Here is a 14881-nt window from a genome sequence, read left to right as displayed (position 1 = left end):
AGAGACCTGTCGTGCACCTGCCCCCATTCCAGGAGGGACACCTGAGACAATGGGCCCATGGCCACTGATCGTCCTCGCGTGCTTTCCGGAATCCAGCCCACCGCAGGCTCGTTCCACCTCGGCAACTACCTCGGCGCGGTCCGCCAGTGGGTCGCGCTCCAGGAGTCCCACGACGCCTTCTACATGGTGGTGGACCTGCACGCGATCACCGTCCCGCAGGAGCCGGAGGTGCTGCGGCAGAACACCCGGCTCGCCGTCGCGCAGCTGCTGGCCGCGGGGCTCGACCCGGACCGGTGCACGCTGTTCGTGCAGAGCCACGTGCCCGAGCACGCGCAGCTCGCCTGGGTGATGAACTGCCTGACCGGCTTCGGCGAGGCCAGCCGGATGACGCAGTTCAAGGACAAGTCGGCCAAGCAGGGCGCCGACCGCGCGAGCGTCGGCCTGTTCACGTACCCGGTCCTCCAGGTCGCGGACATCCTGCTCTACCAGGCCAACGAGGTGCCGGTGGGCGAGGACCAGCGCCAGCACATCGAGCTGACCCGCGACCTCGCGGAGCGGTTCAACGGGCGGTTCGGCGACACGTTCACGATCCCGAAGCCGTACATCCTCAAGGAGACGGCGAAGATCTTCGACCTCCAGGACCCGTCGATCAAGATGAGCAAGTCGGCGTCCACGCCGAAGGGCCTCATCAACCTGCTCGACGAGCCGAAGGCCACCGCGAAGAAGGTCAAGAGCGCGGTCACCGACACCGACACCGTCATCCGCTACGACGCCGAGAAGAAGCCGGGCGTCAGCAACCTCCTCACGATCTACTCCACCCTCACCGGCATCGGTATCCCGGAACTGGAGCAGAAGTACAAGGGCAAGATGTACGGTGCGCTCAAGACGGACCTGGCCGAGGTCATGGTCGACTTCGTGACCCCGTTCCGGACCCGCACCCAGGAGTACCTGGACGACCCGGAGACCCTCGACCCGATCCTGGCCAAGGGGGCGGAGAAGGCGCGGGCCGTCGCCGCCGAGACCCTGGCCCAGGCGTACGAGAAGGTCGGCTTCCTGCCCGCCAAGCACTGAGGCCCGTACGCCACGCGCAGCAGCAGTACCACCGCCCGCCCGCCACTCGACGACAGGAGCACGACGTGGGGACCGTAACGATCGGCGTCTCGATCGCGGTCCCGGAGCCTCACGGCAGCCTGCTCCAGGAGCGGCGCACGGGCTTCGGCGACGCCGCTGCGCACGGTATCCCCACGCACATCACGCTGCTCCCGCCGACCGAGGTGGACGGCGGGCAGCTGCCGGCGATCGAGGCGCACCTCGCGGAAGTCGCCGCCACCGGGCGGCCGTTCCCGATGCGGCTGTCCGGGACCGGCACCTTCCGGCCGCTGTCGCCGGTGGTGTTCGTCCAGGTCGTGGAGGGCGCCGAGGCCTGCACCTGGCTCCAGAAGCAGGTGCGGGACGCCTCCGGGCCGGTCGCCCGCGAGTTGCAGTTCCCGTACCACCCGCACGTGACCGTCGCGCACGGGATCGCCGAGGAGGCGATGGACCGGGCCTTCGCGGCGCTCGCCGACTACGAGGCGGCCTGGCCGTGCACCGGGTTCGCCCTGTACGAGCAGGGCGCCGACGGCGTGTGGCGCCGCCTGCGCGACTTCACGTTCGGCACCGCTTCCCTGCCGTCCCAGACGACCCGCCGGGCCTCCGGCAACTCCGCCCGGTCCGACCACCGGGCCCCGTAGGGGCGCGGGCCGGGACGGGACGAAGGCGGGGAGGCCGCCCGTCCGGTCCCGGCGGCGACCGACCGACGGCGACGAACGCGCCGTCCGCTACGAGGCCACCGTGCTGGTCGCGGTCGGCCGCTCGCGGCCCCAGGCGGCCAGTGGCTGGAGCGCGTCGTTGAGGCGCATGCCGTCCTCGGTGAGCGAGTACTCGACGCGGGGCGGCACCTCGTCGAAGGAGACGCGGTGCACGACGCCGTCCGCTTCCAGCTCGCGCAAGTGGGAGGCCAGCACCTTCTCGGTGACGCCGGGAAGCAGTCGACGTAGTTCGCCGAAGCGGCGGTCGGGGTGCTCGTGGAGCGCCCAGAGGATCAGCACCTTCCACTTGCCGCCGATCACCTCCATCGCGGCGTCGATCCCGCAGACGTGTCCGTCCGGTGCACCTGGCCGGTTCAGCGTCGTCATGCCCCACCCCTCTGACCTGCTCGCTCACCCCGGGGTAACCACCCACTACCAAGTGGGTACTTGATCACCTCCGAGTCTGCGACCAGCCTAATCGGCATGGCACAGAACACTGTTGAGAAGACTCCCGTCACGCTGCTGGGCCTCGGCGCGATGGGCACCGCACTGGCCCGCACCTGGCTCGCCGCCGGACACCCGCTCACTGTCTGGAACCGCACCCCGGCCCGCGCCGCGGCACTCACCGCAGCGGGGGCACGGGCCGCGGACAGCGCCGCTGAGGCGGTCGCGGCGAACACCCTGGTCGTCGTCTGCCTGCTGGACGACACGTCGGTCGACGAGGCGCTGGCCGGCACCGACCTGTCCGACAGGGACCTGGTCAACCTGACCACCGGCACACCCGCCCAGGCCCGCGCCCGCGCCCAGTGGGCCCGCGAGCGCGGCGCCCGCTACCTGGACGGCGGGATCATGGCCGTCCCTCCGATGATCGGCGTCCCGGAAGCCGGCGGCTACGTCTTCTACAGCGGCTCGCGGGAGCTGTTCGAGCGGCACCAGCAGACCCTGGCCGTCCCGGCCGGCACCACCTACGTCGGCGAGGACGCGGGCTTCGCGGCCCTGCACGACGTGGCCCTGCTCAGCGCCATGTACGGGATGTTCGCCGGGGCCGCGCACGCCTTCGCCCTGATCCGCAAGGAGGACATCGACCCCGCCGCGCTCGCCCCGCTGCTCGCCGACTGGCTCGTCGCGATGGCCCCGGCGGTTCACCGGACCGCCGACCAGCTACGCACCGGCGACTACACCGAGGGCGTCGTCTCCACCCTCGCCATGCAGGTGGCCGGCACGCCGACCTTCCTGAGCACCGCCGAGCAGCAGGGAGTCAGCCCGGAACTGCTCAACCCCTACTTCGCGCTGATGCGCCGCCGCCTGGCCGAGGCCAGCGGCGAAGAGGACCTGACGGGCGTGATCGACCTGCTCGTGCACTGACCGGTCCTCTCGCAGCGGGCCCTAGACCGGGAGGCGGCGGAAGACGGCGCGGGGAGCGTGGCGCAGGCCCGCCATCACCCAGCGGAGCGCCCCCGGCACCCACACCGTCTCGGAGCGCCGCCGCAACCCCAGCTCGATGGCGGACGCCACGGCGTCCGGCGTCGTCGCGAGCGGCGCCTCGGCGAGCCCGGCGGTCATCTTCGAACGCACGAACCCGGGCCGGACGACCATGACGTGCACCCCGGTGCCGTGCAGCGCGTCGCCGAGGCCCTGCGCGAACGCGTCGAGGCCCGCCTTGCTCGACCCGTAGATGAAGTTGGAGCGCCGGGCCCGCTCGCCCGCGACCGACGACAGCACCACCAGCGAGCCGTGCCCCTGCGCCTGGAGCGCCCCCGCGCACACCAGCCCGGCCGAGACGGCGCCCGTGTAGTTGGTCTGCGCGACGCGCACGGCGGCCGACGGGTCGCCCTCGTCGCTGGCCTGGTCGCCGAGGACGCCGAAGGCCAGCAGCACCATGTCGATGTCGCCCTCGGCGAACACCTTGCCCAGCGTCTCCTCGTGGGCCCCGGGGTCCAGGGCGTCGAAGGCGACGGTCCGCACCTCGGCGCCCGAGCCGCGCAGCTGGGCCGCGGCCGCGTCGAGCGCCGGCGACGGGCGGCCCGCCAGCCACACCGTGCGGGTGCGCCGGGTGATCAGCCGGCGGGCCGTCGCCAGCCCGATCTCGGACGTGCCGCCGAGGACGAGCAGGGACTGGGGGAGGCCGAAGGCGTCCTTCATGAGAGGCGAACTCCTGTGGGGGTCGGGGGCGTCAGAGGGAGAGGCGGCGCGACAGGTCGGAGCGGAACACGCCGGTGGGGTCGAGCCGCGCCCGCAGCGCGCGGAAGTCGGCGAGCCGCGGATACATCGCGTCGAGCAGTTCGGGGCGCAGCCGGGAGTCCTTGGCGAGGTAGACGCGGCCGTCGGCGGCGGCGACCTCCTCGTCCAGCTCGTCGAGGAAGGCGCCCAGGCCCGGCAGGTTCGCGGGGATGTCGAGCGCGAGGGTCCATCCCGGCATCGGGAAGGACAGCCAGCCCGGGTCGCCGTCGCCGAACCGCTTCAGCACGGCGAGGAAGGACGGGCAGCGGCGCGCGGAGACCCGCCGCACGATCCGGCGCAGCGCCTCCTCCCGCCCGTGCCCGACGACGAACTGGTACTGCACGAAGCCGCCGCGCCCGTAGACCCGGTTCCAGTGCGGCACGCCGTCCAGGGGGTGGAAGAAGGTGGCGAGCTTCTGGATCTCGCCGGTGCGCAGGCGGGGCGCCCTGCGGTACCAGAGCTCGTTGAAGACGCCGACCGTGGTGCGGCCCAGCAGGCCCTCCGGGACGAAGGCGGGCGGCGCCGGCAGCCGGCCGGGGCGGAAGTCGAGCGGGGCGCGGCGGGCGCGGGCGGGCAGCGCGTCCAGCGGGGCGTGGTCGCCGCGGGTGAGGACGGCGCGGCCCAGGGCGGCGCCGCGCGCGAGCAGGTCGATCCAGGCGACGGAGTAGCGGTAGCGGTGGTCCGTGGCGGTCAGCCGGGCCATCAGGTCGTCGAGGTCGGTGGCCCGCTCGGTGTCGACCGTCATCAGCGAGGTCTCCACGCGCTGGAGCCGCACCGTCGCCGTCAGGATGACGCCGGTCAGGCCCATGCCCCCGGCGGTCGCGTCGAACAGCTCGGTGCCGCGCTCCACCATCCGCACCTCGCCGTCGGCGGTGAGCAGTTCGAGGGCGAGGACATGCCGGGAGAAGGAGCCGCGGACGTGGTGGTTCTTGCCGTGGATGTCGGCGCCGATCGCACCGCCGACCGTCACGTAGCGGGTGCCGGGGGTGACCGGCACGAACCAGCCGAGCGGCAGCAGGACCTCCATCAGCCGGTGCAGCGAGACGCCCGCGTCGCACAGGACGGTGCCGCCCGCGGCGTCGATGGCGTGGACGCGGTCCAGGCCGGTCATGTCGAGGACCGCGCCGCCCGCGTTCTGCGCCGCGTCGCCGTAGGCCCGGCCCAGGCCGCGGGCGATCCCGCCGCGCCGCCCGGTGAGCGCGCACTCCCGGACGGCGGCCACCGTCTCCTCGTAGCTGCGGGGGCGCACCAGGTGCGCGGAGGTGGGGGCGGTGCGGCCCCAGCCGGTGACCGGCACGGCGTCGTAACCGGCGGCGGTGGGCGCGGACGGGGCGCGCGGGACGGTCGGTGAAGGGGCGGCAGCCATGACGGTGACCGTATCGTCCAGGGAAGCGAGCTTTGCCCCAAATCTCATATTCTCTCACCGAAATGGGTGATTGATGGGGTGTCATGGGGCTGGGTGCGGTCTGCGGAGGGGTCGGCCTCCACAGTGAGCCACATGGACGACATCGACCGCCGATTGCTGTCAGCGCTGCGCGACTGCGGCTCGGACCGGCGCGTGGCAGCGGCCGCGCGGGCGCTGTCCTGGGCCGGGGAGCACGGCGCGCTCTGGCTCGCGGCCGGGCTCGTGGGCGCCGCCGCGGACCGGGAGCGCCGCCCGGCCTGGCTGCGCGCCACCGCGCTGACCGCGGGCGCGCACCTGGCCAGCATGGGCGTGAAGCGCGTGGTGCGCAGGCCGCGGCCCGAGGCGGGCGCCGGGATCGAACCCCTGGTGCGCACCGCGGGCCGGCACTCCTTCCCCAGCTCGCACGCGACCGCGGCCGCCGCCGCGGCCGTCGCCTACGGCGCGGTGCGGCCGGTCGGCGCGCACCTGGCGCCGCCGATCGCCGCCGCCGTGTGCGTCTCGCGGCTCGTCGTCGGCGTGCACTACCCGTCCGACGTCGCGGCGGGCGCGGCGCTGGGCGCGCTGACCGCGCGGCTCGGCGCGCGCTGGGCGGCGGCCGGAGGTGCGCCCCGATGACGGACGGCGCCAAGGGCGCGGCGGTCCTGGAACGGCCGGGCGAGGAGCCGCTGGGCCGGGTCACCCCGCTCGCACTGCCCGCGGGACTGCTGCGGACCGCGCGGCCCCGGCAGTGGGTGAAGAACGTGCTCGTCGTCGCGGCCCCCGCCGCCGCGGGCCAGCTCTTCTCCCGGCACGCGCTGACCCAGGTGGTCCTGGTCTGCTGCCTGTTCACCCTCGCCTCGGCGGCCGTGTACCTGATCAACGACGCGCGGGACGCCGAGGCCGACCGCGCGCACCCCGTGAAGCGGCACCGGCCGGTCGCCGCGGGCCGGGTCCCGGTGCCCGCCGCCTACGCCGCGGGCGCGCTCCTCGCCGCCCTCGCGCCGACCGTCGCCGCCGCGCTGTGCAACCCGATGACCGCCGCGCTGCTCACCGCGTACGTCGTCATGCAGCTCGCCTACTGCGTCAGCCTCAAGCACGTGCTCGTCGTCGACCTGACCGTCGTCACCACCGGGTTCCTCATGCGGGCGATGATCGGCGGAGTCGCGCTCGGCATCCCGCTGTCCCGCTGGTTCCTGATCACCACCGGCTTCGGCGCGCTGTTCATGGTCTCCGCGAAGCGGTACTCCGAGGCCGTGCAGATGGTCGGCAAGGACGGCGCGACCCGCGCCCTGCTGAACCAGTACACGACCGGCTACCTGCGCTTCGTCTGGCAGCTCGCGGCCGGGGTCGCCGTGCTCGCCTACTGCCTGTGGGCGATGGAGGAGGGCGGCGTCGCGCGCACCAGCCTGCTGCCCTGGCGCCAGCTGTCGATGGTGGCGTTCATCCTCGCCGTGCTGCGCTACGCCGTCTTCGCCGACCGGGGCACCGCGGGCGAGCCGGAGGACGTCGTGCTGCGCGACCGGGCCCTCGCCGTCATCGGCCTGGTGTGGCTGGCCATGTACGGACTCGCGGTCGTCGACTGGTGAGCCGGCTGCGCGCGCTGGGACCGGAGCTGGCCGCCTTCGCGGGGGTGGGGCTGTGCGCGTACGCGGCCGACCTCGGCCTGTTCGTGTGGCTGCGCGGCCCGGCCGGCCTCGACCCGCTCACCGCCAAGGCGCTCTCCTTCGTGGCGGGCTGCTCGGTGGCGTACGCGGGCAACGCCCTCGGCACCTACCGGAGCGCGGCGGGGGACGTCCCGCGGCTGCGGCGGTACGGCGTCTTCCTCGCGGTCAACGTCGCGGGCGCGCTGGTGCAGCTGCTGTGCCTCGCGGTGTCGCACTACGGACTCGGACTGACCTCGCGGCGGGCCGACACCGTGTCCGGCGCGGGCATCGGGATGGCCCTCGCCACTGTCGTGCGGTTCTGGGGCACCCGCACCCTGGTCTTCGGCGCGGACGCCCGCCGCCCGGGACCGGTGGAAACGGCCGATCGGGGCAGGGTTGGATCATGGACTGGCTGAAGAAGCTCCCCGTCGTCGGCCCGCTGGTGAGCCGGCTGATGCTGACGCACGCCTGGCGCGCCTACGAGCGGCTGGACGCGGTGCACTGGACGCGGCTCGCCGCGGCGATGACGTTCATCAGTTTCCTCGCGCTGTTCCCGCTGCTCACCGTGGCCGCCGCGGTCGCGGCGAGCACGCTGTCCACCGCGCAGCAGCACGAGTTGCAGGACAAGATCAGCGACCAGGTGCCGGGCATCTCCGACCAGCTCGACCTCCAGGCGCTGGTCGACAACGCGGGCACCGTCGGGATCGTCGCGGGCGCGCTGCTGCTGTTCACCGGTATCGGCTGGGTCGGCTCGATGCGGGAGTGCCTGCGCGCCGTGTGGGAGCTGCCCGACCCCGAGGAGAACCCGGTCGTGCGCAAGCTGAAGGACGCCGGGGTGCTGGTGGGGCTCGGCGGCGCGGGCCTCGCCTCGCTCGTCGCGTCCACGGTCGCCTCCTCCGCCGTGGACGCCACCGCGGAGGGGCTCGGCCTGGACAAGGACGGCTGGGGCGGCCTCGTGCTCCAGGTCGTCGCGTTCGCGATCGCCGTGCTCGCGGACTTCCTGCTGCTGCTCTACATCCTGACCCTGCTGCCCGGGGTGAAGCCCGAGCGCCGCGACCTGGTGATCGCGGCGCTGATCGGCGCCGCCGGGTTCGAGCTGCTGAAGCTGCTGCTCGGCGGCTACATCAAGGGCGTCGCCGCGAAGAGCATGTACGGGGCGTTCGGCACCCCGGTCGCCCTGCTGCTGTGGATCAACTTCACGGCGAAACTGGTGCTGTTCTGCTCGGCCTGGTCGGCGACCGGACTCACATCCGCCGCTGGACCGGCCACTTCCTCCGCACCAGGAACACCACGGCGGCCAGCACCACCAGAACCCCGCCCGTGACCGCCAGCGCGATGCCGACCCCGCTGGAACCGCCCGGCGCGGCCACCTTCGCGTGCGCCGCGGGCCGGGCGGGACCCGCGTCGCCCTTCGGCACGGCCTCGCCCGACGGCGCCGCCGTCCTGGCCTGCACCAGATGGCCGACCGGGGTGACCCTGCCGTCGGCGGCGAAGCCCCAGTCGAGCAGCCGGGCGGCCTCCTTGTAGACCGCGAAGGACTCCGTGGAGCGCGGGTTCATCACGGTGACGAGGAGCTTCCTGCCGCCGCGCTCGGCGACGCCGGTGAAGGTCGCGCCCGCGTGCGTGGTGTTGCCGTTCTTCACCCCGGCGATGCCCTTGTAGGGCGAGATGCCGTAGTCCCCGGTGAGCAGCCGGTTGGTGTTCTGGATCTCGAACCGCTCGGTGGTCCGGCCCTTCTTCTGCTCCTTGGGGAACTTGGCGCGGGCCGTCGCCGCGTACTCGCGGAAGTCCGGGTCGTGCAGCCCCGCGCGCGCGAACAGCGTCAGGTCGTACGCGGACGAGGTCTGGCCCGGCATGTCGTACCCGTCGGGGCTGACCACGTGCGTGTCGTGGGCCTGCAACCGGTCCGCGTGGTCCTGCATGTCCCGCACGGTCTGCGGCACGCCGCCGTTCATGGCGGACAGCACGTGCACCGCGTCGTTGCCCGACTTCAGGAAGACGCCGAGCCACAGGTCGTGGACGGTGTACGTGAAGCCCTCCTTGACGCCGACGAGGCTGGAGCCCGCGCCCATTCCCGCCAGGTCGGAGGGGACGACCTTGTGGGTCGTCGACTTCAGGAACCGGGGCAGCACCGCGTCCGCGAAGAGCATCTTCAGGGTGCTCGCGGGCGGCAGCTTCCAGTGCGCGTTGTGCGAGGCCAGCACGTCGCCCGACTCGGCGTCGCTGACGATCCAGGACTTCGCCGTCAGATCCTTCGGCAGCTTCGGGGCGCCGCCGCCCGGCCGCACCTGGGTGCCCGCCTTCGCCAGCCGGGCCCCGCCGACGTCCGACATGACCGCCGGGGGCTTGTCGTCCCGGTCGGCCCCGCCGGCGGCGGACGCCGCGGGGACCGTCCCGGCCAGCGTCAGGCCACAGGCCGTCAGGACGAGCGCGGACTTCTTCAGGTACGAGGTGACGTACGACTCATGCATGGCAGACACGGACGAGAACGTACAGGTACCCGGCCGGTGAGTCGCCGCCGAGGTGTTCTGTGTCTCTCCCGTCCCACCCCGGCGGCGGTGCGCGACGCGCGCTGGCGATACTGAACGCATGAAGCTCAGTCGCCCCGTCTCCTGGTTCCTGCTCGCCTTCGGGGTGTGGTCATGGATCATCTGGATCACTTTCGCCAAGAACTTGTGGAAGGACGGCAGCGGCCTCGCCTTCGACGACGCCGGGGACCCGACCGCGTACTTCTGGGTGCACCTGACCCTCGCGGTCGTCTCCTTTGTCTTGGGGACGGTGGTCGGGGCGATCGGGTTCCGCGGCGTGCGCTCGCTGCGCAGCGCGCCGTAGCGGGGGCCGGGCATGGTCGTCGTCCTCGTTCTCGTCGTCGTCGCCGTGCTCGCGGCGTTCGCCGGGCTGCACTACTACGCGTACCGCCGTCTCGTGCGGGCCACGACGGCCGGCCCCGGATGGCCCCGGCGCCTGGGCGCCGCCGTGTTCGTGGCGGGCCCGGTCCTGATGTTCGCGGCGCTCGCCGCCGAGCGGGCCGGCGCGCCGTTCCTCCTGCAACGGGTGCTGGCCTGGCCGGGCTTCCTGTGGATGGCGTTCGCCCTCTACCTGCTGCTCGCCCTGCTGGTGGGGGAGGCCGTGCGGCCGCTTCTGCGCCGGGTGCTCGACCGGCGCGCGAGGGGTGCCGCCGGGGCCGACGCCGCGCCGGAGCCGGATGCGGAACCGGGGCCGCCGGTCGCCGCGCCGGCCGTCGCTCCCACCCGGCGGCTGGTCCTCGCCCGCACCGTGGGCGCGGCGTCCGCCGTCGCCGCCGCGGGGATCGTGGGCAACGGCGCGTACGGGGTGCTGCGCGGGCCGAAGGTGAAGCGGGTCACCGTGCCGCTGGCCAAACTGCCGCGCTCCGCCCACGGGTTCCGGATCGCCGTCGTCAGCGACGTGCACCTCGGTCCCGTGCTGGGCCGGGGCTTCGCCGAACGCGTCGTCGACATCGTCAACGGCACCCAGCCCGACCTCATCGCGATCGTCGGCGACCTGGTCGACGGCAGCGTGACGGACCTGGCCCCGGCCGTCGCGCCCCTGGCCCGGCTGCGCTCGCGGCACGGCACGTACTTCGTCACCGGCAACCACGAGTACTTCTCCGGCGCCGATCCGTGGGTGGCGCACGTCCGCGAGATCGGGATGCGGCCGCTGGCCAACGCGCGGGTCGAGCTGGGTGCCTTCGATCTCGCCGGGGTCAACGACATCAGCGGCGAGAGCCACGGCGAGGGCCCCGACTACGGCAGGGCGCTCGGTGACCGGGACACCTCCCGCGCCGCCGTGCTTCTCGCCCACCAGCCCGTGATGATCCACGAGGCCGTCGCGCACGGCGTCGACCTCCAGCTCTCCGGCCACACCCACGGCGGTCAGCTGTGGCCCGGCAACTTCGTCGCGGACGCCGCCAATCCGACTCTCGCGGGCCTGGAGTCCTACGGCGACACCCAGCTGTACGTCAGTCGGGGGGCGGGGGCGTGGGGGCCACCGGTACGGGTCGGGGCCCCGTCCGACATCACCGTGATCGAACTGGCCTCCCCCCACTCCTGACCTCCCCATCTGCGGGTGGTTCGTCGGGCGCGGGCGGGCGATGGCTGGTCGCGCAGTTCCCCGCGCCCCTGGGTGGTCTTTCGGGTGCGGCTCTCGTCGTGGCTGGTCGCGCAGTTCCCCGCGCCCCTGAGATGCGCACTGCGTGCGCCATCTCATCAGAGAGGCGCGCCACCGTCCCGTTTCCCGGGGGAGGCGCGCGACTGTCCGGCCTTTCGGGGGATGCGCGCTACCGTCCCGCCTCTCGGGAGAGGTGCGCCACTGTCCGGCCTCTCGGGAGAGGCGCGCCACCGGCTCGCCTCTCTGTGGAGGCGCGCGAAGCGCAGCCTCAAGGGGAGGCTGCGCGCAGCGCATGCCTCAGGGGCGCGGGGAACTGCGCGAGAAGAGGCCACCGGCCCGCAGACGACGGACTACCCAGGGGCGCGGGGAACTGCGCGATCAGCCACGACGGTGGCGCGCGTGACGACCTGCCCAGGGGCGCGGGGAACTGCGCGGGAAGCCTCACCGGGGCGCGCGGTAACGGCGACCTGGACAGGCACCGCCGGGGCGTCGCCCGGGGCCGGGGCTAGGTGTGGCGGCGGCGCAGGGCCATCAGGCCGCCGCCCGCCACGGCGGCCACCACGGCGGACCCCCCGAGCGCCCACTCCTCCCGATGCGCGGCCCCGGGCCCCCTGGAGGACGAGGACGAGGCCGCCCCCGGCACGGGCGAAGCCGACCGCTCAGGCCGCTCGCTCAGCGGCAGGACCAGCTCCCCGACGGCGTCGACCCGGTCCCCGGCCCGGAACCCCCAGTCGAGCAGCGCCGCCGTCTCCTCGTACACCTCGGCCCCGGACCCGGGATGCATCACGGTGACCAGAAGGGTGCGCCCGTCACGGGTGGCGGCGCCCGTGAACGTGTTCCCGGCGTGCGTCGTGTAGCCGTTCTTGACGCCGATCAGCCCCGGGTACGGCGCGACCCCCTGCCCGGTCAGCAGGCGGTCGGTGTTCTGGATCTGGAAGGTCTTGGCGCCGCCCGCGGGGAAGTCGGCGACGCGCGTGGCGCAGTACCCGCGGAAGTCGTCGTTCTTCAGCCCCGCGCGGGCGAAGAGCGTCAGGTCGTAGGCGGACGAGAGCTGCCCCTTGTGGTCGAAGCCGTCGGGGCTGACGACATGGGTGTCGCCGGCCCCGAGCTCGACGGCGCGGGCCTGCATCTGCGCGACGGTGCGGGCGACGCCGCCGTTCATGTGGGCGAGGACGTGCACGGCGTCGTTCCCGGAGCGCAGGAAGACGCCCTGCCACAGCTGGTGGACGGTGTACGTGGTGCCGGCCTGGACGCCGACGAGGCTGGACCCGTACGGGATGCCGGCCAGGTCCTCGACGGTCACCTTGTGCCGGTCGGTGCTGTGGAACTTCGGCAGGACGGTGTCCGCGAAGAGCATCTTCAGGGTGGAGGCGGGCGCCAGCGCCCGGTGCGCGCGGTACGCGGCCAGCACCTCGCCGCTGTCGTTGTCGGCGACGAGCCACGCGCGGGCCTTGAGCCCGGGCGGCTTCGGCGCACCGGCGCGCCGCCGCACCTGCACCCCGGGCGCGGCGAGCCGCGCACCGCCCACGGCCTGCGCGGCGGACGCCCGCGGCGCGGGGAGGGAGAGAGCGGCGGCCGCCCCGATTCCGAGGCCGAGCGCGGCGCGACGGCTGAACCGGGAGGACGACGGTTGCTGCGGGGACGAGGCTGTGCCGGGCATCCCGCGAAGGTACAGCTCAAAGCTGAGGCAAAGGCAGGAGGGGTCGCCCTACGGCGCCGGCCGCGGCCGGGTCATCCCCGGCAGGAAGTCGGTGAACAGCTCGTGCACCTCGTGGACGAGCGGCCGCAGCACCCGGAACCGGGCCAGCGCCACCCCGCGCCCCGTCAGCCGCGCCCCCCGGACCGCGAGCCGGCGGCTGCGCTCGCGGCCCTCGGAGGAGTCGAAGACCCAGTACAGGACGAGCCCCATCTGCGACAGCCACATCAACTCGGGCAGGATCTCGGCGAGTTCGGCCGGGACCTTCGCCTTCGAGCCGGCCAGCACCTCGCGGTGCACGGAGATCGCCGCCTGGCGGGCGGGCTCCGACTCGGGCGAGAACGGGCTGAGCGGCGACTCCGGATCGGCCGCGTTCTTGAAGAACTGCGCCGCGAACTCGTGGTACGGCTCGGCGATCTCCAGCCAGACGCCCAGCACCCCGGCGATCCGTGCCTCCAGGTCGGTCTCCGTGTCGAGCACGGGCCGGACCGCCGCCTGGTGCTCGGCGGCGATCCGGTCGTAGAACCCCTGGACGAGGTGTTCCTTGCCCGCGAAGTAGTAGTACGCGTTGCCGACCGAGACCCCCGCCTCCTGGGCGATGGCCCGCATGGTGGTCCTGTCGTAGCCCCGCTCCCGGAACAGCCGCATCGCGGTCTCCAGGATCAGCGCCCGCGTCTGCTCGCTCTTCACGGTCTTCTCTGCTGCCACGCCGTCGAGCCTAATCGGCCGTGCGCCAGCCGCTGTCGCACCCGGTCGCCCACCGGGCCTCGCGGTACCTGGCGGCCCCTAGCACCACCGGCCCGGCGACCTTCATCCCGGTGGGCGTCGCCATCCGGTGGGCGTCGCCGCGTGCTCGAGGTCCGGGAAGAGCCGCCGGGCCCGGGAGCGGCCGGCCGGGACCAGGCCCAGCGGCACCGGCGGCCGCTGCTCGCGCGCCCTGAGCCCGCGCCGCCGGATCCGGTTGAGGACGAAGACGTTCCCCAGGTGCATCACCCCGAGTGCGAGCAGCACCACGCCGAGCTTGCTCGACAGGGTCTCGAAGATGACGCGGGTGGTTGACGGCTCGCGCCGGCTTCTCGTCGCCGTGCAGCACGTCGGCCGGGAAGAGTCGTCCTTCAGGCCCGCACGTGCCTCAACTGCGGGCCAGCTCCGGGCGCTTGAGGTAGTCGGTGAACCCGATGACGTTGCCCCACGGATCGGCGAACTCCACGACGTACCCGGTGGACGTGGAGAAGGGCGGGTCCAGGAGGTCGATGCCGGCCGCCGTCAGCCGCTCGCCCGCGGCCCGCGCGTCCCGCACCTCAAGCCACAGCCGCGCCGCGGGCCACGCGGGGGAGCGCCGCCCGAACTCCTCCTCGGCGCGCAGCAGCAGCCCGGGAGTCTCCTTGCCGGCGCCGAGCAGGGCGATCCCCGCCTCGTCGAACCGCACCTTCACGGGGAACCCGGCGCGCTCGTAGAAGGCGACGGCCTCGGGCAGGTCGCCGACGGGCAGCAGGGCGTTGTCGAAGCCGAGGACGTCCAGTCGATCATCATGTGACATTCCGTCAGATTAACGGTCGGACCGGGCGAAAGCCGTGCAGCGGGGAGGGGGTGATTGTCAGTGACGACCCGTACGGTCCTGGACATGGGGACAGTGACGTTCGTCGACGAGACGACAGCGGGACACAGGGACACGGCCTTCGGCCTGGAGACGGCCGAGGAGCGGCTCACCGTACGGGAGCTGATCCGGCGGCGGGTCTTCCAGGAGGTCGCGGAGTTCAACGCGAGCCCGGCGACCGGGGTCTTCCGGGGCCTGGTCCAGCCGGAGCACACGGAGCGCGTGCTGAACGGGTACGCGCTGCGCACCCCCCGCCGGATCGACGCCGAGACCCAGACGGAGCGCGCCCTGACCGCCTTCCGGGGCAACGGCTTCCTGGTGCTGGTCGGCGACCGTCAGTTCACGGACCCCGACGAGGAGATCGAGCTGGGCCGCGACGCCGAGGTCACCTTCCTCAAGCTCGTCGCGCTGGTCGGTGGCTGAGCG

18 protein-coding genes are annotated in these 14881 nt (G+C 73.4%); 10 read left to right on the top strand and 8 right to left on the bottom strand.

Annotated elements, in window-relative coordinates:
• The first annotated feature begins 57 nt into the window (after positions 1-57).
• Positions 58-1071 carry a tryptophan--tRNA ligase gene (gene trpS / locus ACIP5K_RS02565; RefSeq protein WP_401404192.1) on the top strand — a complete coding sequence of 338 codons (1014 nt, stop codon included), beginning with the start codon at positions 58-60 and terminating at the stop codon, positions 1069-1071.
• Between the two features lie 65 nt (positions 1072-1136).
• Positions 1137-1730, top strand: coding sequence for a 2'-5' RNA ligase family protein (locus tag ACIP5K_RS02560; protein WP_401404190.1), 594 nt, complete (start codon positions 1137-1139; stop codon positions 1728-1730).
• 87 nt (positions 1731-1817) lie between these two features.
• On the opposite strand, the gene ACIP5K_RS02555 is transcribed toward ACIP5K_RS02560, so the two are convergent.
• Entirely contained in the window at positions 1818-2174 is a 357-nt protein-coding gene (locus ACIP5K_RS02555; protein WP_401404188.1) for a winged helix-turn-helix transcriptional regulator, read from the bottom strand.
• 96 nt (positions 2175-2270) lie between these two features.
• On the opposite strand from ACIP5K_RS02555, the gene ACIP5K_RS02550 reads away from it, so the two are divergent.
• Entirely contained in the window at positions 2271-3152 is an 882-nt protein-coding gene (locus ACIP5K_RS02550) for an NAD(P)-dependent oxidoreductase (RefSeq protein WP_401404187.1), read from the top strand.
• 21 nt (positions 3153-3173) lie between these two features.
• On the opposite strand, the gene ACIP5K_RS02545 is transcribed toward ACIP5K_RS02550, so the two are convergent.
• Positions 3174-3929 (bottom strand): decaprenylphospho-beta-D-erythro-pentofuranosid-2-ulose 2-reductase, encoded by a 756-nt coding sequence (locus tag ACIP5K_RS02545; protein ID WP_401404185.1) that lies wholly within the window; start codon positions 3927-3929, stop codon positions 3174-3176.
• A 31-nt stretch (positions 3930-3960) separates the two neighbouring features.
• A complete protein-coding gene (locus tag ACIP5K_RS02540) occupies positions 3961-5373 on the bottom strand; it encodes an FAD-binding protein (protein WP_401404183.1) in 1413 nt (470 codons plus the stop codon).
• Positions 5374-5505: 132 nt separating this feature from the next.
• On the opposite strand from ACIP5K_RS02540, the gene ACIP5K_RS02535 reads away from it, so the two are divergent.
• Genes ACIP5K_RS02535 through ACIP5K_RS02520 form a run of 4 tightly spaced genes read left to right on the top strand, consistent with a single transcriptional unit; the run spans position 5506 to position 8358 of the window.
• A complete protein-coding gene (locus tag ACIP5K_RS02535) occupies positions 5506-6027 on the top strand; it encodes a phosphatase PAP2 family protein (protein WP_401404181.1) in 522 nt (173 codons plus the stop codon).
• Positions 6024-6977 (top strand): decaprenyl-phosphate phosphoribosyltransferase, encoded by a 954-nt coding sequence (locus ACIP5K_RS02530; protein WP_401404179.1) that lies wholly within the window; start codon positions 6024-6026, stop codon positions 6975-6977. The genes ACIP5K_RS02535 and ACIP5K_RS02530 overlap by 4 nt, the downstream gene beginning before the upstream one ends.
• Positions 6974-7450 carry a GtrA family protein gene (locus ACIP5K_RS02525; RefSeq protein WP_401404177.1) on the top strand — a complete coding sequence of 159 codons (477 nt, stop codon included), beginning with the start codon at positions 6974-6976 and terminating at the stop codon, positions 7448-7450. The genes ACIP5K_RS02530 and ACIP5K_RS02525 overlap by 4 nt, the downstream gene beginning before the upstream one ends.
• A complete protein-coding gene (locus ACIP5K_RS02520) occupies positions 7438-8358 on the top strand; it encodes a YihY/virulence factor BrkB family protein (RefSeq protein ID WP_401404175.1) in 921 nt (306 codons plus the stop codon). Before ACIP5K_RS02525 ends, ACIP5K_RS02520 begins: the two co-directional genes overlap by 13 nt.
• On the opposite strand, the gene ACIP5K_RS02515 is transcribed toward ACIP5K_RS02520, so the two are convergent.
• Positions 8279-9505, bottom strand: coding sequence for a D-alanyl-D-alanine carboxypeptidase family protein (locus tag ACIP5K_RS02515; RefSeq protein ID WP_401405241.1), 1227 nt, complete (start codon positions 9503-9505; stop codon positions 8279-8281). The two genes, ACIP5K_RS02520 and ACIP5K_RS02515, sit on opposite strands and share 80 nt — an antisense overlap.
• A 118-nt stretch (positions 9506-9623) precedes the next feature.
• On the opposite strand from ACIP5K_RS02515, the gene ACIP5K_RS02510 reads away from it, so the two are divergent.
• Positions 9624-9866, top strand: coding sequence for an SCO4848 family membrane protein (locus tag ACIP5K_RS02510; RefSeq protein WP_401404173.1), 243 nt, complete (start codon positions 9624-9626; stop codon positions 9864-9866).
• Between the two features lie 12 nt (positions 9867-9878).
• The gene (locus ACIP5K_RS02505; RefSeq protein WP_401404171.1) at positions 9879-11105 is read left to right on the top strand and encodes a metallophosphoesterase; all 1227 of its coding nucleotides are present in this window, start codon (positions 9879-9881) and stop codon (positions 11103-11105) included.
• A gap of 562 nt (positions 11106-11667) precedes the next feature.
• Here ACIP5K_RS02505 and ACIP5K_RS02500 read toward each other — a convergent pair.
• The 4 genes from ACIP5K_RS02500 to ACIP5K_RS02485 form a co-directional block, all read right to left on the bottom strand.
• Complete coding sequence (locus ACIP5K_RS02500; protein ID WP_401404170.1) at positions 11668-12822, bottom strand: D-alanyl-D-alanine carboxypeptidase family protein; 1155 nt, start codon at positions 12820-12822, stop codon at positions 11668-11670.
• Between the two features lie 48 nt (positions 12823-12870).
• Entirely contained in the window at positions 12871-13581 is a 711-nt protein-coding gene (locus ACIP5K_RS02495) for a TetR/AcrR family transcriptional regulator (protein WP_401405239.1), read from the bottom strand.
• An 87-nt stretch (positions 13582-13668) separates the two neighbouring features.
• Positions 13669-13869, bottom strand: coding sequence for a hypothetical protein (locus tag ACIP5K_RS02490; protein WP_401405310.1), 201 nt, complete (start codon positions 13867-13869; stop codon positions 13669-13671).
• A 121-nt stretch (positions 13870-13990) separates the two neighbouring features.
• Positions 13991-14398 carry a VOC family protein gene (locus tag ACIP5K_RS02485; RefSeq protein ID WP_401404168.1) on the bottom strand — a complete coding sequence of 136 codons (408 nt, stop codon included), beginning with the start codon at positions 14396-14398 and terminating at the stop codon, positions 13991-13993.
• Between the two features lie 84 nt (positions 14399-14482).
• Between ACIP5K_RS02485 and ACIP5K_RS02480 the strand changes: the two genes are divergently transcribed.
• On the top strand, positions 14483-14878 hold the full coding sequence (locus ACIP5K_RS02480) for a hypothetical protein (protein ID WP_401404166.1): 396 nt from the start codon (positions 14483-14485) through the stop codon (positions 14876-14878).
• Positions 14879-14881 lie beyond the last annotated feature (3 nt).

The sequence above is a fragment of the Streptomyces sp. NPDC088785 genome (assembly GCF_044750685.1).
In the GTDB taxonomy this organism is placed as follows: Bacteria; Actinomycetota; Actinomycetes; order Streptomycetales; family Streptomycetaceae; genus Streptomyces.
Note: the sequence above shows the minus strand (reverse complement) of the source record. Positions and strands in the feature narration are given on the sequence as shown.